Source organism: Vibrio atlanticus (genome assembly GCF_024347315.1).
Classification (GTDB): Bacteria; Pseudomonadota; Gammaproteobacteria; order Enterobacterales; family Vibrionaceae; genus Vibrio; species Vibrio atlanticus.
On sequence record NZ_AP025460.1, the window covers coordinates 1,142,220 to 1,167,433 of the forward strand.

Consider the following 25,214-nt stretch of genomic DNA (forward strand, 5'->3'; position numbering starts at 1 on the left):
ACATATTGGGGTAGGAATAGAAGTTGAGCCCCATTTTCTTGATATGAAAAACTGACTAGCTTCGAGTGAAGCTAGTCAGGAAAATCAATTAAAGACCTGCTAGTTTCGCAGTGTCTTCAGCAATTACTAGCTCTTCGTTAGTCGAGATAACCATTGCAGGGATACGGCTGTTAGCTGTAGTGATAGTACCTTCGCCGCCGAAACGAGCTTTAAGGTTAGCTTCACCGTCAACTTCGATGCCGAAGATGCCTAGGCGGTTAAGAACCATTTCACGGATTGGGCCAGAGTTCTCGCCGATGCCGCCAGTGAAAGTGATTGCGTCTAGACGACCTTCTAGAGTTGCAGTGTAACCAGCAACGTACTTAGCTAGACGGTGACAGAACACGTCCATTGCACGAGTTGCTTCTTCTTTCTCGCCGTAGTTGTCTTCAACGAAACGACAGTCAGAAGTCACTTCAGTTAGACCAGCAAGACCAGATTCTTTAGTTAGCATGTTGTTGATTTCTTCAACAGAGTAACCAAGAGCGTCGTGTAGGTGGAAGATGATTGCAGGATCTAGGTCACCACAACGTGTACCCATTACAAGACCTTCAAGAGGAGTAAGACCCATAGAAGTATCTACAGATTGACCGTTCTTGATTGCACATACAGAAGCGCCGTTACCTAGGTGACAGTTGATGATGTTAACTTCTTCAACTGGCTTGTTTAGTAGGCCTGCAACTTCACGAGTGATGAATAGGTGAGAAGTACCGTGCATGCCGTAACGACGGATGCCGTGCTCTTTGTACAGGTTGTACGGTAGAGCGTATAGGTAAGACTCAGAAGGCATTGTTTGGTGGAACGCAGTGTCAAATACAGCAACGTTTTGTAGACCAGGGAAGTTCTTTTGAGCCGCTTCGATACCGATAAGGTGAGCAGGGTTGTGAAGAGGTGCAAAAGTCGCAGCGTCTTGAATACCCTTAAGAACTTCATCAGTGATAAGAGCAGAAGAAGTGAACTGCTCGCCGCCGTGTACGATACGGTGACCGATAGCGCCAAGGTTAGCTTTAAGCTCAGGCTTAGAAGCAAGAATAGTTTCTACCATGAAAGATAGTGCTTCTACGTGAGCTGCGCCCGCGCCTAGTTGTGCTTCATGCTTGCCATCAAGTTTCCATTTCATACGTGCTTCTGGAAGACCTAGACACTCAGCAAGACCAGTTAGGTGCTCTGCACCTGATTCTGCATCAACAACAGCGAATTTAAGAGAAGAACTACCACAGTTTAAAACTAAAACTAGCTTAGACATTAATGACTACCTGTTTATTTTTCTGATCGAAATCAGTTAAGGATGAAAATTAATCTCAAGAATAGTCGAAGCACATGGGCTTGCGTACTAACCTTGGTCAAAAAAACGTTAATTTCCGTATAAAGTGAAAGCACTCTTTATCAAAAAGAGGCTTGTGCATTCCTTGCAGAAGTCTTCTCAAAGTTGCTTAAATTGTAAATAAGGGCAACAATGAGATTGAGGTCTGCAAATAATAGCGATATTGTGCAAATATAACAAAAAAATTTGAAAGAATATTATTTTTCGTCAAATTTTTGTGTTTTTAGTTGATGGTTTCAACTTTTTTTTAATGGGAGACTCATATGAGCAATAGAGTTGGTTTAGCGAGTAGTTTAAAAGATGGCCAAAAGTACATGGATCTCTGGCCCGTCCGCAAAGAGTTAAACTCGATCTTCCCTGAGCAGCGCATTATCAAAGCGACGCGTTTTGGCGTGAAAGTGATGCCAGCGATAGCTGCTATTAGTGTTCTTACACAAATGGTCTTTAATAATTATCAAGCGATGCCACAAGCTGTGGTCATGGCTTTGTTTGCAATCAGCTTACCGCTTCAAGGCATGTGGTGGTTAGGTAATCGCTCAAACACAAAACTTCCACCTGCGCTAGTCTCATGGTATCGCGAACTTCACGAGAAGATCACTGAAACGGGTTTCGCGTTAGAGCCAATGAAATCGCGTCCTCGTTATAAAGAATTGGCGATCATTTTAAATCGCGCATTTCGTCAGCTAGATAAATCCTCAATGGAACGTTGGTTCTAGTGAGTTTCAACTCTCCCTCTTGTCTGAGAGCAACTATTCATCATTGATGGTTTGTTCTCAGGTTTGATTTTTATTATTTTCGCTTCGCTTTTATTCACCTATCTCCCCCTCATTCCTTTTTTCTCTTACTACTCATGTAGTTTCTTACTTTTCAAATTCTGCCTTTCACTATTTCACGCATTTTTCGAGCCTTGTTGTGTTTTTGTTAAATATAACTTCAAGTCATCAATGGTTACTGGTAATAGTATCAATAGTGATGTTGTTCTCTTTGAGCGAGCAATAATGAGTAGAGCTTGATTCAGGGAGCGATAATGAGTTCTGTAAAAAAGGTATTGGCAGCGGTCGTAAGTTGTCTGTTGTTGCTATGGACAAGCAATGTCATGGCGAACGTTGCCAAAGTTTCGGTTTCACAAGTTGTTGACCATCCAGATCTGAATGCAACACGTCTAGGACTTCTTGAAGGATTGAGAGCAAAAGGTTACGAACCGGGTAAAAATTTAGAGTTTTCTTATGAAATGGCTGGTGGCAATCCCGTTCAGGCAGCAAAAATAGCCAGAGAGTTAGTTAGTGAGAACCCTCATGTATTAGTTGGCATCGCGACACCGACCTCGCAAGCGTTGGTTTCAGCGACTCGAACGATCCCGATTGTGTTTACTGCGGTAACAGACCCTATTGGCGCAAGGCTTGTTAAGCAATTGGAACAGCCGGGACGAAATGTCACAGGCCTTTCAGACTTATCACCTATTTCCCAACATGTATCTCTTATTAAAGAGCTACTCCCCAATGCAGTTTCAGTCGGTGTGGTTTATAACCCAGCAGAGGCAAATGCTGTTGCTTTAGTAGGGCTGTTAAAGCAGGCAACACGAGACTTTGGCTTTACTTTGCATACTGAAAAAGCGTTGACCATCGATGATGTAGAAGAAAAAACAGCATCCGTGGCTAAGAAATCTGATGTTATCTACGCACTAACTGATAACACGGTGGCAAGCGGTATCGAAGGACTTATAAATGCTGCAAACCAAGCTGGCACACCCGTGGTTGCAGGAGCAACGTCTTATGTTGGCAAGGGAGCAATCGCTGGATTAGGTCTAGATTACTATGACGTCGGGGTGCAGACCGCTGATTATGTGGCCGCTATTTTGAACGGACAAAAACCAGGGAAGTTGAGTGTTAAAACGGCTCAAAGCTCTCAGTTGGTAGTTAACCTAGATGCCGCTCGTGAGCTTGGTTTGACGCTACCTAAGTCTGTGGTTGATCGCGCTATAGTCAGCCGTTGATTAGTATTGACATCAAAAAACCAATGCTCAATAAGTCATTTTGTTAACAGGAATTTAAACCATCACAATGAACAACATTAGTCGACTCTCACCATTAGCTGCGATCTACTTTATTCATCTTTAAGTAGTTATTTCCCCGTCAGGTACATCGTTAATATCAATTTACATTTTTTTACATCGAGAGGGCTGTCGATTAATGTCATAATATTAATGGAACCAATGAAAATAACTGAGCGCTAAGAGCACATTCTATGAAAGTAAATAGGCACTTTAGCCTTACCTTTGTCTTCGGCTTTCCCGCTGTGATCGCGACCATGTTACTTGGGCTGATAGGAAAAAATCATTTTGATGCGGTTGAAAAAGACATCAGCAGTGAGTTTCAGCGTATAGAAGAAGTGTTTAAACGAACGACCAAAATTGTTACCGCTCTAGACTACAGTTTCTCTAATTACTACAAATCAGGAAACCCTCTTTTCCTTGATCACAATAAGCAGGTGGTTGACGGTATCTGCCGTATTTGGCCTATCGACGTATTACTTCTTGCTGACGGAAAAACCGCAGATATCCCCTCTGTCGATATCGACTATATGTTGGTTGGTCAAGAATCCCTTTGTAATGAAACCAGTGATAGCTATAAAAGTGCGTCAGAGAAAATTGCTCTCGCGCCAATTCTTTCATTTTTGTCCCAGCTTGATGAATATCACAACGGCGTACACTTTATAGATACTCGTGGTTATGTGATCTCTTCGCCTGAAGACTTTGCTAAAGAGCTAGGGAAAGAGCTACTTTCGACCATAAAAAGCCGCCCGTATTGGCAAAGAACCGCCAACAATCCAGAACAATTGACTTTAACGGGTCCTGCGTATCGATTTGACTCTCTTGACCGTATGATAAGCATGACGATTCCGGTGTTTCATAAGGGGATACATCAAGGAATGCTTTCTGTTGAGATTGACGCAAGTAAATTGCTTGCGAGTTCGAATGAGCACTTGGCCGGTAGAATCGATATTATTGATACCACCTTGGTTAATCCGGTTGATAACGCTACTTTCTATCACGCGATACAACTGGAAGGAGTCACTTCTCATCACGCGATGTACTACGAATTTGATTTTGCCAAAGAGGTGGAACACTTTTTTGTCTACGAGAAAGACAGTCTGATTGTCGCTATCATCGTATATCTATTTTCTGTTACGCTCTTTTTCTTCGTTAACTCCAATATTGAACGAGGTTACTTCAAAGAGCTGGCAGCAAAAGACCCGATGACCGGGCTGTTAAATCGCAGGGGACTGGAAGCTTTTTGGCGCAGTGTGGAGCATGACCAGTTATTCGCCTTGACTGTATTTGACATTGATAATTTCAAGTTGATTAATGATACCTTTGGGCATGACAAAGGGGATGATGTTATTCGCTACATGTCCCGCCAGATAAGTAATAGCATTCGAAGTAGTGATGTCGCAGCAAGATTTGGTGGTGAAGAGTTTGTCGTTTATCTAAAAGGTGATGATCGTGAAACGTTAATGAGGACATTAGAGCGTGTTAAAAATGCTGTCTGTGCGAACTCAGCTAACATTGTACCTAATGGTTTTACTGTCTCTGGTGGTGTTTGTATTACTGAAGCTGAGCATAACAACCTAAGCTTTGAAGAGATATTCAAACACGCGGATGAAAAGTTGTACGTGGCTAAGACGACTGGTAAAGACCGCATCGTATTTTAACCACGCTATTGAACTTCTATGCTAGAGAAGAAGGGCAACTAACTCACACAGTTTGGCGATGTTCCTCTTGATAACGCTGAAGGCGCTCTACAATAGGTGGCGCTTTCTTGAAAGTACGAATTTCTTTAAATAGTTCGTTTGCTTCAGGGTAGCCTTTACTTAGATAAACAAACCACTGCTTCACTCTATTGGGGTAGTACATGCCTTTGTCCCCTTTTATTTGAAACTCTGAATAGCGTAGCAAAAGTTCGATGACCTTATTCCACGGCATTTTCTGATGGTTGTGTTTAACGACATTACCAAGGTTTGGAATATTAAAAGCGCCGCGGCAGACCATCAATGAATCGACGCCCGTTGCCTCAATACAATCTTGGCCATCTTGATAGTTCCAAATTTCCCCATTCGCAATCAACGGCAGAGAGGTCTTCTCTCTTATTTGGTTGATGTAATCCCATTTGATTTCGCTGGCTTTATAGCCGCCAACTTTGGTTCTTGCATGCACAGTGAGTTCGTCTGCCTTTGCTTGTTCGATAGCGTCGACAATTTCAAAGCACTCTTCCGGGCGTTCCCAACCCAATCGAATTTTCGCAGATACGGGAATGTGTGCTGGCACCGCATCTCGACAAGACTTCACCACTTGATAGATGAGTTCAGGTTCTTTTAGCAGTGACGCACCACCATTACTTTTATTTACCGCTTTTGCAGGGCAACCAAAATTAAGATCAATGCCTTTAGCGCCTAAACTAGCAGCTTGAAAAGCATTCTCGGCCATCCAATTTGGGTGTTGTCCTAGAAGCTGGAGATGGATTGGAACACCAGCCATGGTTTGAGAGCCTTGATGTAATTCAGGGCAAATACGGTGAAAAACATGCGGAGGAAGAAGTTGATCAACTACGCGCACAAATTCCGTCACACAGAGATCGTAATCATTGATCTCTGTGAGAATTTCACGCATTAGATGGTCTAAAACGCCCTCCATAGGGCCAAGTATTACTCGCATTTGCTTTACCGAAACTGAGTGGATCGAAAATTAAGACGCGTGATTGTACGGGCAAGTTAAAAGCTTGTCACTATGAGCTAGGTGAATCTGACGTAACAGTTATTTCACCGGTTAGAGGGAAGTAGTTGAGCCTTGGTAAATCTTCGCCTAGCGAGTAACCATCAGTGTAGTAGTAATAGCAGCTTGGATCTGATGTATACCAAGCAACGATAGGTTCTTCTGAAGGGAATACTGAGCTACCGTGATCTCTAACGGTGAGGTCAGTATTCATGAGCGCCCGCCAAAGCCTTGCGCAGTCACTCCCTCTAATTGCAGTCCCCGAATTAATCGGTAGTTGATCAACAGCGATTGGAAAACCAGTCGATGAAGGATAAACGCTGCCTTCACCATAATCGACATCTTGATTAAAATCAGGCTCTCCATCAACAAGCCACTGTGAGTGGTAAAGGTTAACCGCAGTTCGAAAAGAAGAAAAAGCACCTTGAGCTATGGCTTCATGGCTATCGCGTTGGTAATTTAGAAAGCGAGGAGCTGCGGTAACGGTAAGTATGCCTAAAATAACGACGACAGAGACCAGCTCTATCAAAGTAAAACCATTTTGGTGTTGTTTCATAATGCATTCTATATGTAACTAAATATTTCAACGACTCTTTTACACTTCAAACTTAAATTTTCAAAATGAAATAAGTTTAGTTTGCTTAATGGAACTAAAGATAATGTTTGTGTGGCTACTGGTAGGTGTAATTAATCATAGAGCTATACGAATAATTACTAATTGTTAGCCTTGTGGGTATAATGGAGACAACAGAATTGACTGACTAGTGAAGTAATATGAAGTATCAATTATTGAGTCTTCCTGACTCAATTAACGACGTAACAGCCCAGTTTGTAGAAGGTGCTATATTTGCATCTAACCTTGCAACTAAACCTCTTGACCCAGAGGCTTGGTTACCTATAGCTACTCCTGAAACTGGTCAGGACTTTGTTCCTCAAGTCACCGAGCAAATTAATCGCCAACATAACCTCATTCAGCGAAGTGAATATTTGCTTACAGAAGTGCTTGATGCAGATAACTTTGCTGAACAGCTAGCCGATTTTTCTGAAGGTTTTATGATGGTCTGGCCGACGATTGAAGAACAGTGGCAGGAAACGTCAATCGCAGATGGCACATTACGCATGCTACAAGCAATGTTAACAACATTCATGCTGGCGATTGATGAAGAACAGACAATCGAGCAAATGAAAGCGGCTGGATTAGAAACCCCGCCAACTTTGAATGATCTAGTCGGGCAAGTCGATTTGATGGTGACAGAAGTTGCGCTAGCAGCGGATGAAGCGATGCTCGGAAATAAATCTCAAAGTGTGAATCCGTTTAAGGGCATCGGCCGAAATGATGTTTGCCCGTGTGAAAGTGGTAAAAAGTTTAAACAGTGCTGTGGTAAAAAAGCTTAATTGCATTGTTTATAGATAATAAAAAGTCGACCTCGTGGTCGACTTTTTCGTTTCTGAACATTATGTGCTAATTGTTAGTCATTCTTCGATTTAACGAATTGAGAAATCACTACAAAACCGAAAGCAACCAAGTTACCCGCGAAGATAATCACTAGCCATTGAGGCATTGAAAGTTCTAAGAACTGCCATACTACCTTGCTGCAGTCGCCGTAGGCCTCAAACATCCACGGAGCCCATTGGTTTAGAGGTGCCCAGCTAGGGAAGGTCACGAACAGGTCACAGGTAGCGAAAGGAGACGGGTTAAACTGGTAGTCAACGTGCTCTAAAGCAAGCATCAACCCTTTATACGCACCTAACCCCCAACCAACTAGACCTAGCCAACGTGATATCGGATTATGCGGGGCAATAGCACCAATCATTGCTGCGATGCCGATAGCGAGCATAGCAACGCGCTCGTAGATACACATTACGCAAGGGCCAAGCATCATCACGTGCTGAAAGAAAAGAGCACATGCTTCAAAAAAGACAATAAAAGCCAGCAGTAAAAGCCAAGATAAACGTCCCTTAGAGAAGTCTTTGAGCATTGCAAAAAAGTTCACGAATTTAATCCTGTCAATAAAATAAAAAAGCCCTGATTACTCAGAGCTTTTTATCTTGGATAAGTTTCCTAATCAACTAATATTTTTGATTAGTTAGATGCACCTATTGTGTTTAGCGATAGAAATCCGGGTTAGTGGCCACCGGAGATAACTGGAGCTACCACTTCACCCGTACGGTGAATGATCCAACCTGCATCATAGAACCATGCTGTCATCGGTTCTACGAAGAACACAATACTGGCAAGGCCAACAAGTGCTAATACGAGAGTATATGGCAAAGCCATGATGACCATGCGGCCGTAAGACAGTCGAATTAACGGAGCAAGTGCTGACGTTAATAGGAATAGGAATGCAGCTTGGCCGTTTGGCGTAGCAACAGAAGGTAGGTTGGTACCTGTGTTGATAGCAACAGCAAGCAGATCAAATTGGTCGCGAGTGATGACGCCTTCAACCAGAGCTGTTTTAACTTCGTTGATGTAAACCGTACCGACGAATACGTTGTCAGAAACCATCGACAAGATACCGTTGGCTACGTAGAAGAGTGCGAGCTGTGCGCCTTTATCTTCAACGTGAAGTACAGCATCGATTACTGGCTTAAATAGAGCCTGGTCGATGATTACAGCAACAACAGCAAAAAAGACGGCAAGAAGTGCGGTAAATGGCAGTGCTTCTTCAAAAGCTTTACCCATCGAGTGCTCTTCAATTACACCTGTAAACGCTGTAGCTAAGATGATCACTGAAAGGCCAATCAAACCGACTTCAGCGACGTGAAGCGCAAGGCCAACAATAAGCCAAACTGCGATTGCACTCTGAACCCATAGTTTAGCTACATCTTGTTTTGTACGGTTTGCGCGTTCTTTGTTGTCAAATTCAACTAAGATTTGGCGAACGTTATTTGGCAGCTCTGCACCGTAGCCAAACACTTTGAATTTCTCGACAAGTGCACAAGTTAAAATACCACAGAAGAAAACAGGCAGTGTAACTGGCAGCATGCGGATAATAAATTCACCGAACTCCCAACCCGCTTGCTTAGCAATTACTAAGTTTTGTGGTTCACCTACCATGGTCATTACACCACCCAGAGCAGTACCAACACCGGCGTGCATAAGTAGTGAACGTAGGAATGCGCGGTAGTTTTCAAGGTCATCACGAGTTAGCTCAGAGATCTCTTCATCATGAGTATGATCGTGCGCAGACGTTGTGCCCTTGCCTGATGCAACCTTGTGGTAGATAGAGTAGAAGCCCACTGCAACGCTAATGACTACGGCGATTACTGTCAGCGCATCTAGGAAGGCAGACAAGAATGCTGCGGCGACACAGAAAGCGACAGAGAGTAGAATTTTGGATTGGATACCGAGCAGGATCTTCGTAAAAATGAACAGAAGTAGTTCTTTCATGAAGTAGATGCCAGCAACCATGAATACTAGTAAGAGTAATACTGGTAGGTTTGCTTGTAGCTCATGATAAACCATTTCTGGTTTAGTCATGCCAATGGCGACGGCTTGAATTGCCAATAAGCCACCGGGTTGGAGAGGGTAGCACTTTAGAGCCATAGCTAGAGTGAAAATAAACTCAACCACTAATAGCCAGCCCGCAACAAATGGGTCAACTAGGAAAAAAACAAACGGGTTGATGATTAAAAAGGAAATGATGGCAAGTTTATACCAATCAGGAGCTTTACCAAGGAAGTTTTTGATAAAAGCGTTTCCGAGAGACATCGGCATGTTAATACTCTTTTATGTTGATTATGAATAGACAAGCAATACAACATTTTGAGAATCGAGCTGTAGGTTTAGTTAAAACCTATAACTAACAGTGACTTAGAAAAACTACATTCCATGTAATGTTCTGTGGTCTTGCCAAGTCACTCCCTTAGAAACTCAAGCACTGCTTATTTTTGAGCGCAACTCTACTCTTAGATAACATTTAGTCAACAGGAAAACCCCTGTAGCACTAAAAATACCTCTTTTTTGTTGAGAAACGCGATCAAAGTAGCGCAAGCATACCACTTAAAATGTGATAAAAACCGACTAGAATCAATATTTCAGCGAAATGATTAAAATTTACAGAATAACGACGGCTTATATATGATTATTACAACTTAATATTGCAAATTAATAGATTTAAAAATATGACCAATCTCATTGATTTTAAAAAGAATTTGTTGTGTTAATGGTTTGTTTAAATGATGATTTGTAGTCGCTTGCTATCCAAACCTTGAGTGCAAACGTGTGCTGAACTTTAGAGTTTTAACTCTACTTGGGTTTTGAGTGCGTAAAATTTTTTGGGGGTATTTCCGCAGGGTGTTAACTAGTGGTATGATGAGTAAATTAGAACAAAATAATTAAATTGGATTGAAGTGTAGATGGTCATTAAGGCAAAGAGCCCGGCAGGATTTGCAGAAAAGTATATCATTGAAAGTATTTGGAATGGCCGTTTCGCTCCAGGTTCTATCTTGCCCGCAGAGCGTGAGCTTTCTGAGCTGATTGGTGTTACACGTACTACGCTTCGTGAAGTACTTCAGCGTCTTGCTCGTGATGGTTGGTTGACAATCCAACACGGTAAGCCAACTAAAGTTAATCAGTTTATGGAAACCTCAGGTCTTCATATCCTTGATACATTAATGACGTTGGACGTTGATAACGCAAGCAAAATGGTAGAAGACCTGCTTGCTGCTCGTACTAACATCAGCCCTATCTTTATGCGTTATGCATTCAAAGCAAATAAAGAGGCTTCAGAGCGTACGATTACTAACGTGATTGAATCTTGTGAATCTTTACTTGCGGCACCTACTTGGGATGAATTCTTAGAATCGTCGCCATATGCTGACAAGATCAAACAATCGGTGAAAGAAGACGTAGAAAAAGATGAAGCGAAGCGTCAAACGATCTTAATTGCTAAAACTTTTAACTTCTACGATTACATGCTTTTCCAACGTTTAGCATTCCATTCAGGTAACCAAATTTATGGCCTGATCTTCAATGGTGTTCGTAAGTTGTACGACCGTGTTGGCAGCTACTACTTCTCTAACCCAGAAGCTCGTCGTTTAGCCATGGAGTTCTACAAAAACTTGTTTGTTATTTGTGAAAGCGGTGAGCGTGAGAATTTACCACTTGTGATTCGTAACTACGGTATCGCAAGCGCACAGATTTGGAACGAGATGAAGACAACGTTACCGACAAACTTTACTGAAGACGACAGCTAAGTCTTTTTATAAAAGTATTGTTCGGTTGTTTTACTTATTGAGTAAACGACGTAAAGAAACGAAAAAGCGGCGAGATAATCAAATTATCTCGCCGCTTTTTATTTATTGATAGTTGGTGAAAACGTATCAATAGGCAGTAACTTACCCTGCAAACTCTTCTGAGTCTGGACGGTTAGTAAATTGCACGCCATTTAGAAAATCGCAAAGTAGTTGGTCTTCACATACTTTGTAGTTCTTGTTCTCAGGCTTACGGAAGTAGGCACCAATCTCGTACTTACTTAGGCTGATGCCTACCACTTCTAATATATCTAATACATCTTCTGCTTTCATGTTCAATGCAATACGCAGCTTCATGAAAATCATGTTGTTAGTCAGAGCAACTTCAGGTTTAGGTTGAACACCTTCTTTTTTGCCACGCTTAAGATTGATAAAACCATTTAGGAATACCGCTAACTCTTTATCTTTCATCTTAGAGCATGACTTGTCGTTGTCGTCTTTTAGCCAATTAATCACTTGGTCATGAGCAACGGTCACATCAGCTTGCTCGATAGCTTTAATGATCTGTGCATTTTTAAGGTTTAGCGCGTGTTGAATACGACGCAAGATTTCGTTGTTAGTCACTGGGGATTCCTAAAAAGGGTTTGAAGAGTAAAGAGGTGTTGGTTAGCCTGTTATTGTCGGCACACCAATTTCTACTCTACATAGCATAGTTGACGGCGACTCTAACAGAGAACGCTTATTTTCGGTAGATATAAAAAATCCCCAATGCTTATCAACTCATTCAAGTTAAAAGTGCATTAGGGATTTCGCTATGAGTGCTTGTTATCTGACTGAAGCCAGAGCTACATTACACGCATGCCAGGTTGAGCACCTTCGTGTGGTTCAAGGATCCACAAGTCACTGCCACCAGGACCAGCAGCTAAGATCATGCCTTCAGACATACCAAACTTCATCTTACGAGGTTTAAGGTTTGCGACCATGACAGTTAGTTTGCCTTCTAACTCTTCAGGTTTGTACGCTGACTTGATACCAGAGAATACTTGGCGAGTTTCACCACCGATGTCCAGTTGGAACTTCAGTAGCTTGTTCGCTTTTGGTACTTCTTCACATGAGATAATACGAGCAATACGCATATCGACTGCTGCAAAGGCATCGAATTCAATCTCGTCTGCGATTGGCTCTTTGTCTAGCTCAGTTTGGCTTGCTTGCTCTTTTTCAGCTTCTGCTTTTTCTTTTGCTGCTGCTTCAGCGGCTGCATCTTCTTTAGAAGACTCGATCATTGCTTCTACTTTCTTCGGATCAATACGGCTAAACAACGCCTTGAACTTAGTGATTTCGTGATCAGTTAGCGGAGTAGCAATCGCTTCCCACGTAAGCTCTTCGTTTAGGAAAGCCTCAGTGCGAGCCGCAAGCTCTGGCATAACGGGTTTAAGGTAAGCCATTAGCACGCGGAATAGGTTAATACCGACAGAAGAAACTTCTTGAAGCTCTTTCTCTTTGCCTTCTTCTTTCGCAAGAACCCAAGGTGCTTTTTCGTCAATGTACTGGTTAGCTTTATCAGCTAGTGCAGTAATTTCACGGATAGCGCGGCTGAACTCACGAGTTTCGTATAGCTGACCGATACGCTCTGCAGCAGCAACGAATTCGTTGTATAGCTCAGGTTCTGCAAATTCAGCAGAAAGCTTGCCTTCGAAACGCTTAGTGATGAAGCCTGCGTTACGAGAAGCCAAGTTAACAATCTTGTTTACTACATCAGCGTTTACACGTTGAGTGAAGTCTTCAAGGTTAAGGTCAAGGTCATCTATACGGCTGTTTAGTTTCGCAGCGTAGTAGTAGCGAAGACACTCAGGGTCTAGGTGGTTTAAGTACGTACTTGCTTTGATGAATGTGCCTTTCGACTTAGACATCTTCGCACCGTTCACCGTTACGTAGCCGTGTACGAATACGTTGTTTGGCTTACGGAAACCAGCGCCTTCTAGCATTGCAGGCCAGAATAGGCTGTGGAAGTAAACGATGTCTTTACCGATGAAGTGGTAAAGCTCAGTTGTGCTGTCTTTCTTCCAGTATTCGTCAAAGTTTAGATCGTCACGCTTGTCACATAGGTTCTTGAAAGAAGCCATGTAGCCAACAGGAGCGTCTAGCCAAACGTAGAAAAATTTGTTTTTCTCGCCTGGGATTTCGAAACCGAAGTAAGGTGCATCACGTGAGATATCCCATTGTTGCAGGCCAGACTCGAACCATTCCTGCATTTTGTTTGCAGTTTCATTCTGTAGAGAGCCAGAACGAGTCCACTCTTTTAGCATGCTTTCGAACTGAGGCAGGTCGAAGAAGAAGTGCTCAGAATCTTTCATTACTGGAGTTGCGCCAGAAACCGCGGATTTAGGGCTAATTAGCTCAGTTGGGCTGTATGTCTCACCACAGTTATCACAGTTATCACCATACTGGTCTTCTGACTTACACTTAGGGCAAGTACCTTTTACGAAGCGGTCTGGTAGGAACATCTCTTTCTCAGGATCGAAAAGCTGAGAAATAGTGCGGCTAGAAATGAAGCCGTTCTTTTTAAGTTCGAGATAGATGTGAGAAGCCAGTTCACGGTTCTCTTCGCTATGTGTGCTGTGGTAGTTATCAAAGCTGATATCAAAGCCAGCGAAGTCTTTTTGGTGCTCTTCACTAACAGCAGCGATCATCTCTTCTGGCGTGATACCCATCTGTTGAGCTTTAAGCATAATTGGCGTGCCGTGAGCATCGTCAGCACAGATGAAGTTTACAGTGTTGCCACGTAGACGCTGGTATCGAACCCAGATATCAGCTTGGATATGCTCAAGCATATGACCAAGGTGAATAGAGCCGTTCGCGTACGGAAGCGCACAAGTTACCAAAAGTTGTCTTGGATCAGTTGCCATACTTAATAATTCGCTTTTTTGATAGGTATAAATTTTGAGAGGTAATACTACTTTATAACGTGTGATACGCCAAGTTATCAGACAAAGGATTCCCCTAGTTTTTTAGGGGTTCAGTCTTCATCTCGTGGGTGATAGCATAAATAAAAAAGGAGCCCCAATGCGTAACTTTACTTCTAAGCAAGATTTCTGTTCATGGTTGAATGAGTTCGAGTCACCAATCCTCATCCCAGAGTGGGCGCTACACCAAAATATTGTATCGGTTGATCCGCGTGGATCATTCGTTATTACCTTGCCTTTTGCTGCGAATCAGCTCGCGATTGAACTGGAACAGTGGATCCACTCCCAGATTGAACAGCAACTTGTTAGTGCTTTTCAGTTTGAAGTAAAAGTGAAGCCGTCTGCGCTAGAAACAACAGTCGCGACACCTTTGAAGGGTGTTAAGAACATTATCGCCGTGACGTCGGCAAAGGGTGGGGTGGGTAAATCGACTACTTCTGTAAACCTTGCGCTTGCGTTATCTAAGTCAGGTTCAAAAGTGGGCTTGTTGGATGCGGATATCTACGGTCCATCTGTGCCTATGATGCTTGGTCAGCTAGACGCAAAACCAGAAGTACAGAATAACAAATGGATGATGCCAATCGAAGCGCACGGCATTTTTACGCATTCTATCGGTTACCTTGTATCAAAAGATGATGCAGCTATCTGGCGTGGTCCAATGGCGGCTAAGGCGTTAGGTCAGCTTGTTAACGAAACCGTATGGCCAGAGTTGGATTACCTTGTTATCGACATGCCACCGGGCACGGGTGATATTCAGTTAACGTTGTCGCAACAGATCCCAGTGACGGGCGCAGTAGTCGTGACGACTCCTCAAGACTTGGCTTTAGCCGATGCACGTAAAGGTGTGGCGATGTTCGATAAAGTGAGCGTGCCAGTGGCAGGCTTAGTGGAAAACATGAGCTACCATATCTGTAGCCACTGTGGTGAGAAAGAGCATATCTTCGGTGCTGGTGGCGCGGAAGCTATGTCGGAAGAATTCTACCTTGATATTTTGGCGCAAATCCCGCTGCACATTGATGTACGTGAAGATATTGATGCAGGTTGCCCAACCGTTATACGTCGTCCAGATAGTGAACACACGCGTCATTATTTAGAGCTTGCTGAGAACGTGGCTGCGAAGATGTTCTGGACGGGTAAGGCGAGACCAGAAGCGATTAATTTTTCTTTGGTTGAATAGCAATGGCTGATCAAAAAGCCGTGTAAATCATGTTTGGGTGAGATAAACAACGGTTGGATTAAGTGGATAGCCATAGGGCTTGTGCACATAGTTGTATTTAAGTTATTTGAAAGCAAACGATTGCTTTAAGTAAATGTATTGAGATCATCAATTTGACTGCAATTAGCTAACATCGCGACTAGAATCTATATGCTTTAGCCCCTATAATCAGGCGGTTTATCTCTTCCCACCACCAAACCATATCGGGTGCAAATTAATGTCTGATAATAATCAATGTGTCATCGTAGGTATCGCTGGCGCTTCAGCTTCAGGAAAAAGCCTGATCGCGAGTACGATTTATAATGAGCTGCGCGAAAAAGTAGGCGACCATCAAATTGGTGTTATCACGGAAGATTGCTATTACAGCGACCAAAGTCACTTGAGTATGGAAGAGCGAGTTAAAACTAACTACGACCACCCAAATGCACTAGATCATGACCTTTTATGCGAACACCTACAGCAGCTAATGAGTGGCAATGCCGTGGAAGTTCCTGAATACAGCTACACAGAGCACACACGCACTTCTGAAACGACTACACTTACTCCTAAGAAAGTGATCATTTTAGAAGGTATTCTGCTTCTGACAGACCCGCGTCTTCGTAAACTAATGCACGCAAGCGTATTTATGGATACACCGTTGGACATCTGTTTACTACGTCGCGTTAAGCGTGATGTAGAAGAGCGTGGTCGAACAATGGATACGGTACTTAAACAATACCAAGAAACAGTACGCCCAATGTTCATGCAGTTTATCGAGCCTTCAAAACAACATGCAGACATCATCGTTCCTCGTGGTGGTAAAAACCGTATTGCGATTGATGTGCTAAAAGCGCATATTGCGAAGTTGTTGAAGTCTTAATCGAATAAAATTTTGCCTAAGTGACTCACTTAGCTTTATTTTTTACCGAATCAGTGGCACTTTTATAGTGCCACTTTCTTTTGGAATCTAAGCAAGGAATATGCGGATGAAGAAACTACTCATTTTCATAGCTGTACCAGTGTTTGTTGTCGTTGCAGCAATTCTGGTACTAGTGCTGTTAGTGAATCCCAACCAATTTAAGCCATTAATTGTCGAACAAGCCCAAAAATACACAGGCCTAGAGCTCGTGATCGAGGGTGATATCAGTTGGCAATTCTTCCCATCTATTGGCTTCGAACTTGGTCAAACTGAATTACGTAACCCTGAAGGGTTCACTCAACCAAACCTGTTTAAGGTTGATACGGTTGGCGTTGATGTTTCGGTTACTCCGCTATTTAGCAATCAACTAGAGATCGGCAATATCACTCTAGATGGTGCAGAATTTTATTTAGAAACGCTTAAAGATGGTCGCAAGAACATCGATGCGCTCACACAAGCGTCTGCTCCTAAGGAGTCTGAACCTGCAGCGGATACAAGTTCTGAAGCAACACCGGCGCCTCAAGAGCAAACTTCTACAGACACATCTGGTTGGACGATCAATCTTGCAGGTGTAACAGTCTCAAACGCATTGTTTGAGATGGACGACAAGCAAGCAGGTTCATTCACTAAGCTATACGATGTGTCTTTGAGTCTTTCTGAGTTTGCCGTTGATACATGGACGGCCGCGACGTTTGCGGCTTCTGGTGAAAACAACCAACAGAAGTTCTCTGCAAATGGCAGTGCTGAATTCAAATTAGCGGAAGGCTTTGCAAGCTACGCATTACGAAATATTGACCTTAATGCGAAGTTCAATGATCCAGCAACGTCGATCGAGTCAGCGAAGATTGGCTTAAATACGTTTGAGTTCGATAAGGTTAACCAACTGACTTATGCGGTGATTGGTAATGCTGCTGGTCTTGACCTTGATCTTAAAGGTGGCGGTGACTTAACTGTCGATAGCGCGATCTCAAAAATAACATTGAACAAGTTAACATTAGACTCAACATTCAAAGGTGAAACGCTTCCTCAATCACCAATGAAAGTGGATATGCTGTCTGACTTAAGCTTTGATCTAACGAAGAGTCACTTGAGCTTTGTGCTAGAGAAGCTGCAAGCTAACGCTATCGCACTAGACGGTAAAGCGGAAATCACTTTATCTGAAATACCAAAGGTTCGTTTTTCTCTTCATAGCCCGAACATCGATTTAGATGAGTTCTTAGGCCTAGGTAATACAGAAGAAACAGCGAGCGCTGCGCCTTCTGATTCTGCTGGTGGCTCAACTTCAAATACTACAGCTTCTTCGACGTCAAGTTCAGATAACTCGGCTCCTGCGAAAGAAGTAGAACCTGATCTGTCAGCTCTGAAAACGCTCGATGTGAAAGGTAATATCACAATCGATAAGTTCAAGGCGAACAACGCAAAAATGCAGAACGTGAAAACTGCGTTCTCAGTTAACCGTGGTATCGCAGATCTGACATCGTTTACCTCGAATCTTTACCAAGGCTCTATCTCGGCAACAGCACGATTAGATGCACGCAAGACGCCTGCGACTTACACGGCTAAGAAAAAGATTAAAGGCGTAAAAGTACAACCGTTACTGGTTGACGTAGCGAACAACGATACGCTGGAAGGTACCGGTAATATCGATGTTAACGTTAAAGGTAAGAGCTTGACGCCAACAGGAATCAAGAAGAACTTGGTAGGTACTATTGCGATTAACTTTGAAGATGGTGCGGTTAATGGCATCAACATCGCGCAACTGATTAGAGAAAACTACGCTAAGATCAAAGGCGAAAAAGTCGAAAGCAAAGATGAGTCTCAAAAGACAGATTTTAGTGCAATGAAAGCAACACTCAAGGTTGATAAAGGTTGGGTTTCAACGAACGACCTATCGGCACAGTCGCCTCTTTTACGCGTGACAGGTCAAGGTAAAGCAAACTTCATCAATGAAACGGTCGACTTCCTGGTTCGCACGTCAATTGTTGGTTCGCTTGAAGGCCAGGGTGGTAAGAGCATTGATGATCTCAAAGATGTGACGATTCCAATTAAGGTAACCGGCCAGTGGGCTGACCCGAAATTTGGGCTTGTTTTTGATGATGTGTTGAAACAGAAAGCTGAAAAAGAGATTGATCGCGGTATTAAGAAACTTGAAGAAAAATACGGTGACAAGATCAAAGATGAGAAAACTAGAGATGCAGTCAATGGTTTACTCAAAGGCTTGTTTAACTAATCGCTATTTTAAATAAATAGCATATAAAAAGCGCCATTCCTTATTACGAGGAATGGCGCTTTTGTTTGGGCGCTGATTATTATCCGGGTTTAGTAAGCAAAAAGGTTCCCTATGAGACTCGTTCCTGGTCCTAGGGAATGACGATAGGTAGTCTTGCTTTATTCAAGGACGTGACAGTCTAGTGGTCGTCACCCCCGAGAGGGAAGAATGACCGAGTCGGAGATTTCTAGTTGAAAGGCTGTTACCAATCCACACCTTGCAGAGCTTTTACACCAGACTCAAAAGCGTGTTTAACGTTACGAACTTCAGACACGGTATCGGCCATGTCCGTTAAAGTACGATGCGCTCCACGGCCTGTGATGATCACTGATTGCATTTTAGGACGGTTATTCAGGGCTTCTACCACTTCATCCAATTCAATGTAGCCATAGCTCACCATGTACGTCAGCTCATCAAACAGAATCACATCAATCGACTCATCAGTTAGCATGCGTTGGCACTCTTTCCATACGCGCTGTGCGGCTTCAATATCTTTCGTCTTATTTTGAGTTTCCCAAGTAAAGCCTGTACCCATCACTTGGAACTCTACATCGAGTTTTTGAAGAACGTTCTTTTCACCGTTATCCCAAGTTCCCTTTACAAACTGAGCAACGGCACATTTCTTACCGTGACCGACTGCACGTGTAATCGTACCGAAGCCTGATGTCGATTTCCCTTTACCGTTGCCAGTAATAACCAATAACAGTCCTTTCACTTCTTGCGCTGCTGCAACACGTGCATCGACTTGCTCTTTTACTTTCTGTTGTCTTGCTTTATGGCGTTGTTCTTTGTTGTCTTCGGTCGACATAACAAATCCTTTTAAGTTGTGATTACGCCTATCATAGCCTAACTTAACGATAGCAAAAACCATCGGAAGAACAGGTGATTACGGATGGAAAAGATACTCGTGGTTTGTATGGGGAATATTTGTCGTTCGCCAACAGGTGAAGCGGTGCTGAGAAAGAAAGCTCAGCAGATGGATATTAATGTAACGGTCGACTCCGCTGGGACGATTGGCTTTCATCAAGGTAATGCGCCAGACTCACGTTCAAAATCAGCAGGAGAGAAGCGAGGCTACAGCTTTAAAGGGATTACTTCTCGTAAAGTGGTAGATAATGACTTCGAAGAGTTTGACCTGATACTTGCGGTAGACAAGGCGAATTTAGATGACTTAGTGAGCCAGTGTCCAGTTCACCTCCAATACAAGCTCGCGTTATTTTTGAGTTTTGGAGAGTCACAATATCAAGAAATTCCCGATCCTTATTATGGTGAGGGGAATGGCTTTGAATTAGTGTTGGATTTAATCGAAGAGTCGAGCGAAGCGATACTGCGTTCAATATAGTGTAGAGGCTGTGTTCTTGGTGGGCGATAAAGTATCAAGGTTCATCGATATAAAAAAGGCCGACATTGAATGTCGGCCTTTCTAAATCTAGCTTTAAGCTATGACTAAGCTTACTTAGACATTACTTTGTAGATTGGGTCTTCTGCAACGTTCGCTTCAACTAAGCTACCGGCTTTGTGCAGCATAGCAACACAGTCTTGGCTTAGGTGGCGAAGGTGAAGTGTTTTACCTAGTGCCGCGTAACGGTCAGCAATCGTGTCGATCGCTTCAATAGCAGAGTGGTCAGTAACGCGTGAGTTTGCGAAATCAACGATAACATCTTGTGGATCGTTGTATGAGTCAAACAACTCAAGGAAGTTAGCGGTTGAACCAAAGAAGATTGGACCGTTAACTTTGTACTCTTTAGAGCCTTCAGCGTTAACCGATGTGTCTGCGTAGATGTGCTTAGCATGTTGCCATGCAAACATTAGTGCAGAAGCAACAACACCCACACCAACTGCTACCGCAAGGTCTGTTAGTACTGTAACTACAGTTACAAGGACGATAACGAAGAAGTCTTGCTTAGGAACGCGACGTGCCAACTTGAAGGTTGCCCATTCAAACGTACCGATAACAACCATGAACATAACGCCCACAAGTGCTGCTAGAGGAATCATTTCAATCAGTGCAGAGCCGAACAGGATGAACATCAGTAGTGCAACTGCCGCTACGATACCTGAAAGACGACCACGACCACCTGAGTTTACGTTGATCATCGATTGACCGATCATCGCACAACCACCCATCGCGCCAAATACTGAACACGTCACGTTCGCCATACCTTGACCAACACATTCGCGGTTAGATTGGCCACGAGTGTTTGTCATTTCGTCTAGTACGGTTAGCGTTAGTAGTGATTCGATTAGACCAATCGCTGCAAGAATCACTGCGTAAGGCAGGATGATGTATAGCGTTTCTAGGCTAAACGGTACTGCTGGAATAGAGAATGTTGGTAGAGAGCCCGCTAGTGTTGCTGCTTCGTCACCAGACATAGTACGTAGGAAATCAACAACAGTGCGAGTTTCAAGATCAAGGCCTACAACCAAAGCTGTTACTGTAACAATAGCTACCAATGAAGAAGGTACTGCTGTAGTGAGCTTAGGTAGGAAGTGGATGATACCCATAGTGAGTGCGACTAGACCTAGCATTAGTGTCATTTGACCGCTTGGTAACCAAGTTAGCGCACCTGTTACGTCTGGTGCTTTAAATTGTCCAAGCTGCGCTAAGAAGATAACGATCGCTAAACCGTTCACGAAACCAATCATTACTGGGTGCGGAACGATACGGATGAATTTACCTAGCTTAAATACACCCGCTGCAATTTGCAGAAGGCCGGCTAGCATAACTGCCGCAAATAGGTATTGAACGCCATGGGTTGCTACTAGGCTAACCATTACAACAGCCATTGCGCCAGTTGCACCAGAAATCATACCTGGACGACCGCCGAAGACAGAAGTGATTAAACCTACGATGAATGCTGCGTAAAGACCAACCATTGGGTCAACGCCTGCAACAAAGGCGAATGCTACGGCTTCAGGTACTAGAGCTAAGGCTACGGTAAGACCTGAAAGCACATCATTTTTTACAGAGTGCTTTGAAAATTGTGGGAATTCGAACATGTTTGCTCAGCTATGCTTAAAATGGGTTTACCGACACGAGTGTATTGCGTAGCCAAACAGTGATGAAAAAGAGCGGCAATAGCTAAGTGTCGAAAATATAAGTGCGCGAATGCTACCCAAAAATGTGATTAAGTTCAAGGTTGAACCCTATTTTGAGTAATATATCTATTATAACTAATCGGAACTGTGGATATAAAAAAAGGGCGACTTATGAATAAGTCGCCCTTAGATAGTTCTCTGCAGATTACTCTGCGAAGCTCATTAGTATTGAGGTTTAGTCATGCCTGCGCCGGCTTTATTTGACGCTGCTTGGCTACCTGCACCTTTCGATACAAAACGCTCAGTACGGAATGGAGCCGCAACAACTTGAATCTCTTTGATCTCTTGAGGACCAGGAGCTTTAGTCATTGGTGAACCTGCTTGTTTTTTAGCAACAGCTGCCTTTGGTGCCGCTTTAGGAGCTTCTGCTTTTACCACAGGAGCTTCTTCTACTTTTACACTTTCAGCTTTAGGTGCTTCAGCTTCAACAACTGGTGTTGCTTCTACTTGCACAGCTTCTGCTACAACAGGCGATTCAACTTTCGCAGTTTCAGCAATCACTGGAGTTTCAACTTTCTCAGTTTCAACTACCGCAGGAGCTTCAGTTACCTGAGTTTCAACGACAGTTTCAGCTTCTTCACGGCGGATAATGACTTTACCCATCGCAAGTTCAGGACATGCAAAGCCGCCAGCCATAGCAGTGTTACTTTGCGGTGCCGTCTCTTGAGCTACGTTTTGCTCTTGTACAGCAACTTGAGTTTCAACTGCTACTTCAACTTCAGCCACTTCAGGTTTTGTCTGATTATGGTGAGGTTTTGGAATGAAGCGAGGCATCACTTTACCCATAGCCATCTCTGGAGAAGCTACACCACCTTTACGTAGGCGGAATGGGTTAGGGCGACGATCACGACCGCGACGACGACGTTGGCCACTTGCACGTAGGTGACGTGGTGAACGGCGGTTACGACGTTGCTTCGGCTCTTCCTGTTCAGTTTGCTCTGAGTCTACTTGAGTTACTTCAACTTGCTCAGCAACCTTCTGTTCTTGAGCTACAGCTTGTTCGTGATTTGCTGCTTGTGCCTTTTGCTCTTTTGAAGCGTTATCGGCATTGTTGTCAGCTTCTGCTTGAGCTAGTTGGTCTTTAACACGAACTTGCTTATTCAGTTTACGACGCTGGCGACGCTCTTTAATCTTCACAGCTTTTGCTTCAGGCTTCGCCTTCGGCGCTTCAGGTTTATCAGCTTGCGCTTCTGCTGCTAGCTGTAGACCTTCTTCTGCTAATTTAGATGGAGCTTGTTCTTCACGTAGCTTCTGCTCATCACGTGGCTTATTGCGACGGTCTTGCTTAGGCTTACGAGGCTGGCGATTTTGCTGCGGAGCAGTTTCTTTCTGCTCTTCAGGTTTCTCATCACGAACTGGTTTACGACGGCGTTTGTTGTCACGGTTTTCGTTACGATTGTCACCACGCTCGCTGCGCTCATTACGTTCACCGCGCTCGCCACGTTGGTTGCGACGACGGTTATCGTTACGATCACGGCGTTGACGGTTGCCGTTGTTGCGATTGTTCTTAGGTTTCTCTTCTTGCTTCTCTTCTTCTTTTTTCTCTTCTTGAGTTGAAGAGCCAAATAAGAAGCTACCGATAGCTTTGAAGAAACGACCAACTAAACCTGGTTCTTGAGTCGCTGCTGATTCAGCTTTTTTCTCTTCTACAGCTTTAGGAGCTGGAGCAGGAGTCGGTGCTGATTGAGCAGGAGCTGCGAAGCCTTTAAGAGCTGGCTCTTCGATCTTCTTAGGACGAATAGTCTGTTCTGCAGGCTCTTTGCTTTCTGCTTCTTTTAGAGCTTCTAGCTTGGTAGGCAGCAAGTAAGACAGTAGGTCGAACTCTTCACCTTCACGAACACGGATAACCTCAAAGTGCGGTGTTTCCATGTCAGAGTTAGGAACTACAGTGATCTTAACTTCTTGGTTCTTCTCGATGTGGTTTACTGAGCGACGTTTTTCGTTCAATAGGTAAGAAGCGATAGGAACAGGGACTACAGCAAGAACTTGCGCAGTGTTGTCTTTTAGAGCTTCTTCTTCGATCAGACGTAGAACAGATAGTGCTAGAGATTCGTTATCACGAACAACACCAGTACCTGTACAACGAGGACAAATGTGGTGGCTTGCTTCTGCTAGTGATGGACTCAAACGTTGACGAGACATCTCTAGAAGACCAAAGCGAGAAATACGACCAATCTGAACACGTGCGCGATCTAAACGAACGGCATCACGTAGACGGCTTTCTACTTCGCGTTGGTGGCGAACCGGAGTCATATCGATAAAGTCGATAACAACAAGACCACCTAGGTCACGTAGACGTAATTGACGTGCAATTTCATCGGCTGCTTCTAGGTTAGTGTTAAGTGCTGTTTCTTCGATATCGCCGCCCTTTGTTGCACGAGCAGAGTTGATATCGATAGAAGTCAGAGCTTCTGTTGGGTCGATTACGATAGAACCACCAGATGGAAGACGAACTTCACGTTGGAAAGCAGATTCGATCTGGCTTTCAATCTGGTAATGGCTGAATAGTGGTACTTCACCATCGTATTTCTTAACGCGATTCATGAAATCTGGGCGTATTAATTGAATGTGCGCTTGTGCACGTTCAAAAATAGTATTGCTGTCGATTAGAATCTCGCCAATATCACGACGTAGATAGTCACGAATCGCACGAACGATAACGTTACTTTCTTGGTGAATAAGGAAAGGAGCTGCATTTGAATCAGAAGCTTGCTTGATAGCGCCCCAGTGATTCAATAGAACGTTCAAGTCCCACTCTAGCTCTTCTGCACTTTTGCCTACACCCGCTGTACGCACAATTAAGCCCATACCTTGAGGAAGCTCAAGAGTGCTTAATGCTGCTTTCAGTTGAGTGCGTTCATCACCTTCGATACGACGAGAAATACCGCCAGCGCGAGGGTTATTTGGCATAAGAACTAAGTAACTACCCGCCAAAGAGATGAAAGTTGTCAGTGCAGCGCCTTTGCTACCACGTTCTTCTTTCTCAACTTGTACGATTACTTCTTGTCCTTCTCTTAGCACTTCTTTAATGCTAGGACGGCCTTGGTATGTATAACCTTCAGGGAAGTATTCGCGGGCAATTTCTTTAAGAGGGAGGAAACCGTGACGTTCTGCGCCGTAATCAACAAATGCCGCTTCTAGGCTTGGTTCAATACGGGTAATACGTCCTTTGTAGATATTCGCTTTCTTTGATTCGTGACCTGGACTTTCGATATCTAGATCGAACAGTCGCTGGCCATCAACCAAAGCGACACGCAACTCTTCTTTTTGAGTTGCGTTAATTAACATTCTTTTCATTTAGAAATTCTCATTGTCTTTTCTTATTTTCATCATTGGTCTTATCGCTTTAGTTCGTTTCTCATGGTGCCAGATCCCATGGCTTTATCGGTGCAGCCTCCCGGCTGGAGAGGGATGCTCTGGGGCACGTCAGTCATCATAGGGA

Annotated in this window: 19 protein-coding genes; 9 read left to right on the top strand and 10 right to left on the bottom strand. The window is 43.6% G+C overall.

Annotated elements, in window-relative coordinates; all coding sequences use genetic code 11:
• Positions 1 to 88: 88 nt before the first annotated feature.
• A complete protein-coding gene (locus OCV30_RS05290) occupies positions 89 to 1,285 on the bottom strand; it encodes an acetate kinase (protein ID WP_009848631.1) in 1,197 nt (398 codons plus the stop codon).
• Positions 1,286 to 1,626: 341 nt separating this feature from the next.
• Here OCV30_RS05290 and yfbV point away from each other — a divergent pair, with 341 nt between their 5' ends.
• From yfbV to OCV30_RS05305, 3 genes are all read left to right on the top strand, one after another.
• Entirely contained in the window at positions 1,627 to 2,079 is a 453-nt protein-coding gene (gene yfbV, locus OCV30_RS05295) for a terminus macrodomain insulation protein YfbV (RefSeq protein ID WP_012603549.1), read from the top strand.
• A 311-nt stretch (positions 2,080 to 2,390) separates the two neighbouring features.
• Positions 2,391 to 3,356 (top strand): ABC transporter substrate-binding protein, encoded by a 966-nt coding sequence (locus tag OCV30_RS05300; RefSeq protein ID WP_065677948.1) that lies wholly within the window; start codon positions 2,391 to 2,393, stop codon positions 3,354 to 3,356.
• A gap of 251 nt (positions 3,357 to 3,607) precedes the next feature.
• Positions 3,608 to 5,074: a GGDEF domain-containing protein gene (locus OCV30_RS05305; RefSeq protein ID WP_065677949.1), complete on the top strand. Its 1,467-nt coding sequence runs from the start codon at positions 3,608 to 3,610 to the stop codon at positions 5,072 to 5,074.
• Between the two features lie 43 nt (positions 5,075 to 5,117).
• Here the strand turns inward: OCV30_RS05305 and dusC are convergent, their stop codons facing one another.
• Both dusC and OCV30_RS05315 read right to left on the bottom strand, forming a co-directional pair.
• Positions 5,118 to 6,074, bottom strand: coding sequence for a tRNA dihydrouridine(16) synthase DusC (dusC, locus tag OCV30_RS05310; protein ID WP_083994548.1), 957 nt, complete (start codon positions 6,072 to 6,074; stop codon positions 5,118 to 5,120).
• A 70-nt stretch (positions 6,075 to 6,144) separates the two neighbouring features.
• Positions 6,145 to 6,687, bottom strand: coding sequence for a prepilin-type N-terminal cleavage/methylation domain-containing protein (locus tag OCV30_RS05315; protein WP_065677951.1), 543 nt, complete (start codon positions 6,685 to 6,687; stop codon positions 6,145 to 6,147).
• Between the two features lie 218 nt (positions 6,688 to 6,905).
• Here OCV30_RS05315 and OCV30_RS05320 point away from each other — a divergent pair, with 218 nt between their 5' ends.
• Positions 6,906 to 7,526 carry a YecA/YgfB family protein gene (locus tag OCV30_RS05320; protein ID WP_065677952.1) on the top strand — a complete coding sequence of 207 codons (621 nt, stop codon included), beginning with the start codon at positions 6,906 to 6,908 and terminating at the stop codon, positions 7,524 to 7,526.
• A gap of 74 nt (positions 7,527 to 7,600) precedes the next feature.
• Here OCV30_RS05320 and dsbB read toward each other — a convergent pair whose 3' ends face one another.
• Both dsbB and nhaB read right to left on the bottom strand, forming a co-directional pair.
• Positions 7,601 to 8,125: a disulfide bond formation protein DsbB gene (gene dsbB, locus OCV30_RS05325; protein ID WP_065677953.1), complete on the bottom strand. Its 525-nt coding sequence runs from the start codon at positions 8,123 to 8,125 to the stop codon at positions 7,601 to 7,603.
• A 131-nt stretch (positions 8,126 to 8,256) separates the two neighbouring features.
• Entirely contained in the window at positions 8,257 to 9,849 is a 1,593-nt protein-coding gene (gene nhaB / locus OCV30_RS05330; protein ID WP_065677954.1) for a Na(+)/H(+) antiporter NhaB, read from the bottom strand.
• Between the two features lie 641 nt (positions 9,850 to 10,490).
• On the opposite strand from nhaB, the gene fadR reads away from it, so the two are divergent.
• Entirely contained in the window at positions 10,491 to 11,330 is an 840-nt protein-coding gene (gene fadR / locus OCV30_RS05335; protein ID WP_009848622.1) for a fatty acid metabolism transcriptional regulator FadR, read from the top strand.
• A 141-nt stretch (positions 11,331 to 11,471) separates the two neighbouring features.
• Here the strand turns inward: fadR and OCV30_RS05340 are convergent, their stop codons facing one another.
• A complete protein-coding gene (locus OCV30_RS05340) occupies positions 11,472 to 11,951 on the bottom strand; it encodes a YehS family protein (protein ID WP_009848621.1) in 480 nt (159 codons plus the stop codon).
• Between the two features lie 221 nt (positions 11,952 to 12,172).
• On the bottom strand, positions 12,173 to 14,233 hold the full coding sequence (gene metG, locus OCV30_RS05345) for a methionine--tRNA ligase (RefSeq protein ID WP_017102828.1): 2,061 nt from the start codon (positions 14,231 to 14,233) through the stop codon (positions 12,173 to 12,175).
• Positions 14,234 to 14,390: 157 nt separating this feature from the next.
• Here metG and apbC point away from each other — a divergent pair, with 157 nt between their 5' ends.
• The 3 genes from apbC to OCV30_RS05360 all read left to right on the top strand — a co-directional run bounded on the left by apbC (position 14,391) and on the right by OCV30_RS05360 (position 18,634).
• Entirely contained in the window at positions 14,391 to 15,467 is a 1,077-nt protein-coding gene (gene apbC / locus OCV30_RS05350; RefSeq protein ID WP_065677955.1) for an iron-sulfur cluster carrier protein ApbC, read from the top strand.
• Positions 15,468 to 15,723: 256 nt separating this feature from the next.
• Positions 15,724 to 16,365 carry a uridine kinase gene (gene udk / locus OCV30_RS05355; RefSeq protein ID WP_004734002.1) on the top strand — a complete coding sequence of 214 codons (642 nt, stop codon included), beginning with the start codon at positions 15,724 to 15,726 and terminating at the stop codon, positions 16,363 to 16,365.
• A gap of 106 nt (positions 16,366 to 16,471) precedes the next feature.
• Positions 16,472 to 18,634, top strand: a complete 2,163-nt coding sequence (locus OCV30_RS05360; RefSeq protein ID WP_065677956.1) for an AsmA family protein — start codon at positions 16,472 to 16,474, stop codon at positions 18,632 to 18,634.
• A 241-nt stretch (positions 18,635 to 18,875) separates the two neighbouring features.
• Here the strand turns inward: OCV30_RS05360 and cobO are convergent, their stop codons facing one another.
• The gene (gene cobO / locus OCV30_RS05365) at positions 18,876 to 19,481 is read right to left on the bottom strand and encodes a cob(I)yrinic acid a,c-diamide adenosyltransferase (RefSeq protein WP_065677957.1); all 606 of its coding nucleotides are present in this window, start codon (positions 19,479 to 19,481) and stop codon (positions 18,876 to 18,878) included.
• 84 nt (positions 19,482 to 19,565) lie between these two features.
• Between cobO and OCV30_RS05370 the strand changes: the two genes are divergently transcribed.
• The gene (locus tag OCV30_RS05370; RefSeq protein WP_065677958.1) at positions 19,566 to 20,015 is read left to right on the top strand and encodes a low molecular weight protein-tyrosine-phosphatase; all 450 of its coding nucleotides are present in this window, start codon (positions 19,566 to 19,568) and stop codon (positions 20,013 to 20,015) included.
• A gap of 110 nt (positions 20,016 to 20,125) precedes the next feature.
• On the opposite strand, the gene OCV30_RS05375 is transcribed toward OCV30_RS05370, so the two are convergent.
• Entirely contained in the window at positions 20,126 to 21,673 is a 1,548-nt protein-coding gene (locus OCV30_RS05375; RefSeq protein ID WP_017102825.1) for a SulP family inorganic anion transporter, read from the bottom strand.
• A gap of 261 nt (positions 21,674 to 21,934) precedes the next feature.
• Positions 21,935 to 25,069 (bottom strand): ribonuclease E, encoded by a 3,135-nt coding sequence (gene rne / locus OCV30_RS05380; RefSeq protein ID WP_065677959.1) that lies wholly within the window; start codon positions 25,067 to 25,069, stop codon positions 21,935 to 21,937.
• Positions 25,070 to 25,214 lie beyond the last annotated feature (145 nt).